The sequence below is a fragment of the Micromonospora sp. KC207 genome, assembly GCF_004348615.1.
Classification (GTDB): Bacteria; Actinomycetota; Actinomycetes; order Mycobacteriales; family Micromonosporaceae; genus Micromonospora.
Genome location: NZ_SMKJ01000460.1, coordinates 1 through 3,353 on the forward strand (window position 1 = coordinate 1; position 3,353 = coordinate 3,353).

3 protein-coding genes, 1 pseudogene and 1 riboswitch are annotated in these 3,353 nt (G+C 75.9%); all 4 genes and pseudogenes read left to right on the plus strand.

Annotated features, from left to right (window positions below; translation table 11 throughout):
- On the plus strand, positions 1 to 693 hold a 693-nt coding region (locus tag E1258_RS34165; RefSeq protein WP_207919881.1), incomplete at its 5' end, for a helix-turn-helix transcriptional regulator.
- A 204-nt stretch (positions 694 to 897) separates the two neighbouring features.
- Positions 898 to 1,097: riboswitch (cobalamin riboswitch) on the plus strand.
- A gap of 36 nt (positions 1,098 to 1,133) precedes the next feature.
- Positions 1,134 to 1,811: a 5,6-dimethylbenzimidazole synthase gene (gene bluB, locus E1258_RS31215; RefSeq protein ID WP_132407408.1), complete on the plus strand. Its 678-nt coding sequence runs from the start codon at positions 1,134 to 1,136 to the stop codon at positions 1,809 to 1,811.
- Between the two features lie 99 nt (positions 1,812 to 1,910).
- The gene (locus tag E1258_RS31220; RefSeq protein WP_132407410.1) at positions 1,911 to 2,762 is read left to right on the plus strand and encodes a DUF2231 domain-containing protein; all 852 of its coding nucleotides are present in this window, start codon (positions 1,911 to 1,913) and stop codon (positions 2,760 to 2,762) included.
- A gap of 205 nt (positions 2,763 to 2,967) precedes the next feature.
- A pseudogene (locus E1258_RS36065) lies at positions 2,968 to 3,353 on the plus strand (hypothetical protein); the annotation flags it as partial.

The following is a 3,353-nucleotide window of genomic DNA, read 5'->3' on the forward strand; positions in this document are numbered from 1 at the left end:
GTCATGGCCGGGGCGGGTTACCTGCTGCTGGTGCCGCCTGGGCGGACCAGGACGATCCTGCACCGCGACATGGAGGTCGTCGCCTTGGAGCTTCCCCTCGCCGAGGTGCGGCGGGTCGCGCAGGAGCGGTGCGGCATCGCGCCGGTGAACCTGCGGTTCCAGGGACTGCTGCCGGTGTCCCCGGCCGCCGCGGACCTCTGGCGCAGCATCACGCGGTATCTCACCCGGGTCGTGCTGCCGGACACCGCGTTCGGGGCGAACGCCCTGGTGCAGGCGGAGGCGCTCGGGCTGCTGGCGGCCGTCGCGCTGTCCACGTTCCCCAACACGACGATGACCGAGGCACCGACCCGCGGCGACGGGGCCATCGCGCCGGCGGCGGTCCGGCGCGCGGTCGCCTACATCGAGGAACACGCGGACCAGGCGTTGACCGTGACGGACGTCGCGGTCGCGGCAGGGCTGGGCGCGCGGGCCCTCCAGCAGGCCTTCCGGCGGTACCTCGACACCACCCCGACGCTCTACCTGCGGCGGGTACGCCTGGAGCGGGTGCATCGCGACCTCCGGGCCGCCGAGCCCGGCGCGGGCCTCACCGTGGCGGCCGTCGCCGCCCGCTGGGGCTTCGTCCACCTGGGCCGGTTCGCCACCCAGTACCGCCGGGCCTACGGACGGTCGCCCAGCCAGACCCTGCGGGAATGACCGGGGGCGCGCCACCGGCGTGCCGCTCCACCGCCCCTGGTGGCGGTGGATACGCCGACGCGTGGCCGCCGGCCCGGGTAGCTGGGGCCGCCGTCGCAGGCCGGAGCGCTGCCGCGGGCCGCGACCGGCCGGGCGAGTTGGGCCGTCACGCCGTGTTGGGCGCTCGCCGCGCTGGGCCGTCGCCGCGCGAGGCGCTAGCATCGCGGCGGCACGATCATGTGAGGTGCCCCGCGTGCGCGGGGAGAATCGGGAAGCCGGTGGAAAACCGGCACGGGCCCGCCGCGGTGACCGGGGAGCCACCGTCCACGCGCGAGGAGCGCAGCCACTGGCCGTGCGGCTGGGAAGGCGGACGGCCAGGCGTCGATCCGGGAGTCCGAAGACCGGCCTCGCGTCGACCGCCCACCCGCGAGGGGTGGGCCGAGCGCAGCGGGAGCCTGCCTGTGGAACTCTACGACGCCATTCACCGCCGCCGGGACGTCCGGGCCCAGTTCACCGGGGACCCGGTGCCGGCCGACACCCTGCACCGGATCCTCGACGCGGCGCACGCCGCGCCCAGTGTCGGCTTCTCGCAGCCGTGGGACTTCGTCCTGGTCCGGGACGCCGACGTCCGCCGCCGGTTCCACCGGCACGTCCAGACCGAGCGGGCCACCTTCGCCGCCACCCTGGACGGCGCGGCGGCGGACCGGTTCGCACCTATCAAGATCGATGGGGTGCTGGAGTCGACGCTGTCGGTCGTCGTCACGTACGATCCGCAGCGCGGCGGCCCGGCCGTGCTCGGCCGGCACGCCATCGCCGACGCCGGCCTCTACTCGGTCTGCCTGGCCATCCAGAACCTCTGGCTCGCCGCCACCGCCGAGGGGCTGGGCGTCGGGTGGGTCTCCTTTTACCGGGAGCCGTTCCTGGCCGAGCTGCTGGGCGTCCCGGAGGGCATCCGGCCGGTGGCCTGGCTCTGCGTCGGGCCGGTCACCCACCTGGAGGCCGTGCCGGACCTGGAGCGGCACGGATGGCGACGGCGGAGGCCCCTCGCCGAGGCGGTGCACCACGACCGCTGGTCGGCGGGTGACCGACCGACCGAACAGCCAACTCGTGCACGTCGACAAGGTGGCCAGGCCCGTTGATGAGTCCCGTGTCCGGTGCGCGCGTGGTCAACGCGTACGCCGGACAGGCTCGTCACCGCCGCCCGGTTTGCGACCGCTTCCGCCGGGAATCCGGACGGAATGAGGGCACTGCTGACAAAAATCGAACGGGCCTCGGCGCTGGACCGGGCCGGCGACCGGTTGCAACGCGCCGTCCAGGCCACCCTGCGCCCTCAGCGGGTCCGCGACCTGCTGCACGGCGTCTTCCTCGGCCACCCGCTGCACCCGGCGCTGGTGCAGGTGCCGATCGGCTCCTGGATCAGCGCCGCCGTGCTCGACCTGCTGCCCGGCCAGCGCCGGGCGGCCACCACCCTGGTCGGGTTGGGCACGGTCAGCGCTCTCCCGGCGGCGGTCGCCGGGCTGAACGACTGGGCGGCCCTCTCCCGGGACCAGCGCCGCATCGGGCTGGTGCACGCCGCGTCGAACACCATCGGCCTGACCCTGTACGCGGGTTCGCTGGCGGCCCGGCTCAATGGCCGGCACGGCACCGGGCGGGCGCTGGCGTACCTCGGGCTCAGCGCGGCGAGCGCAGGCGCTTACCTCGGTGGGCACCTGGCGTACAAGCAGGGGGCGCAGGTCAACCAGAGCGTCTCCGAGCTGCACCGGATCGGCGAGGGTTGGCACGCGCTGGCGGACCTTGCCGCGCTGCCCCAGCGGAAGCTGGTCACCCGTGAGATGGACGACGTCTCGGTGATCCTCTACCGGCACGGCGACGAGGTGACGGTGATGCTGGAACGCTGCCCGCACCAGAGCGGCCCGCTCGGCGAGGGCGAGGTCACCGAGATCGACGGGCACGCCTGCGTCGTCTGCCCGTGGCACGGCAGCGCGTTCCGGCTCAACGGGGGCGAGGTCATGCACGGGCCGTCCGGCAACGACCAACAGGTCCTGCCGACCCGCGTGGTCGACGGGGTCCTGGAGGCGCGGCTGCCCTGAGTGCGACGCGCCCGGGCCCGCCTGGGCTCAACGCGGCTGGCTCGGCGTGGGCGGGCCCGCCCGGCTCGGCGTGGGCGGGCCCGCCCGGCTCGGCGGGGGCCGGGGACGCCGCCGCAATGCCGCCGGCATGGCGGTTTCTCCCGCGCCGGATGCCGCAATATCGCCGACCTGGAGTCGCGGAGGTCAGTCCCGGCGGTGTCGGCCGGTGACGAGGGCACGCGCGCCGCTGGTGGCCCTGGCGATCGCCGGCCGGCGGCGCAACCCGAGGACCGCCCCGATCTGCGCCCCGACGATGCTGGCGACGGCGAGCACCGCGGAGACCGCGAGCGGCCGGTTCACCTGGTCCCCCGCGCCCGCCCGGGACGCCCCGGCGGCCATCGCCGGCTGCGGCCCGCCGGGCGGCTGGGCGATCTGCTGGGTGCCGTGCGACGAACCGGCCGACGACGAGCCGGCCGGCGGCTGGGCGGCGGACGGCCCGGGATCGGGGCGGGTGGCCCGTGGCGACGTCGGCGACGGTGGCGTCGCCCCCGGTGCCGCCGGAGCGTCGGCGGCCGGCGGGTCGGCAGGGGCCGACGGCGGCCGGGGGGTGGT

Bases quoted from the DNA above. Each gene is read 5' to 3' on its own strand.
- E1258_RS31220 (WP_132407410.1), top strand. From the start codon at position 1,911: ATGAGGGCACTGCTGACAAAAATCGAACGGGCCTCGGCGCTGGACCGG.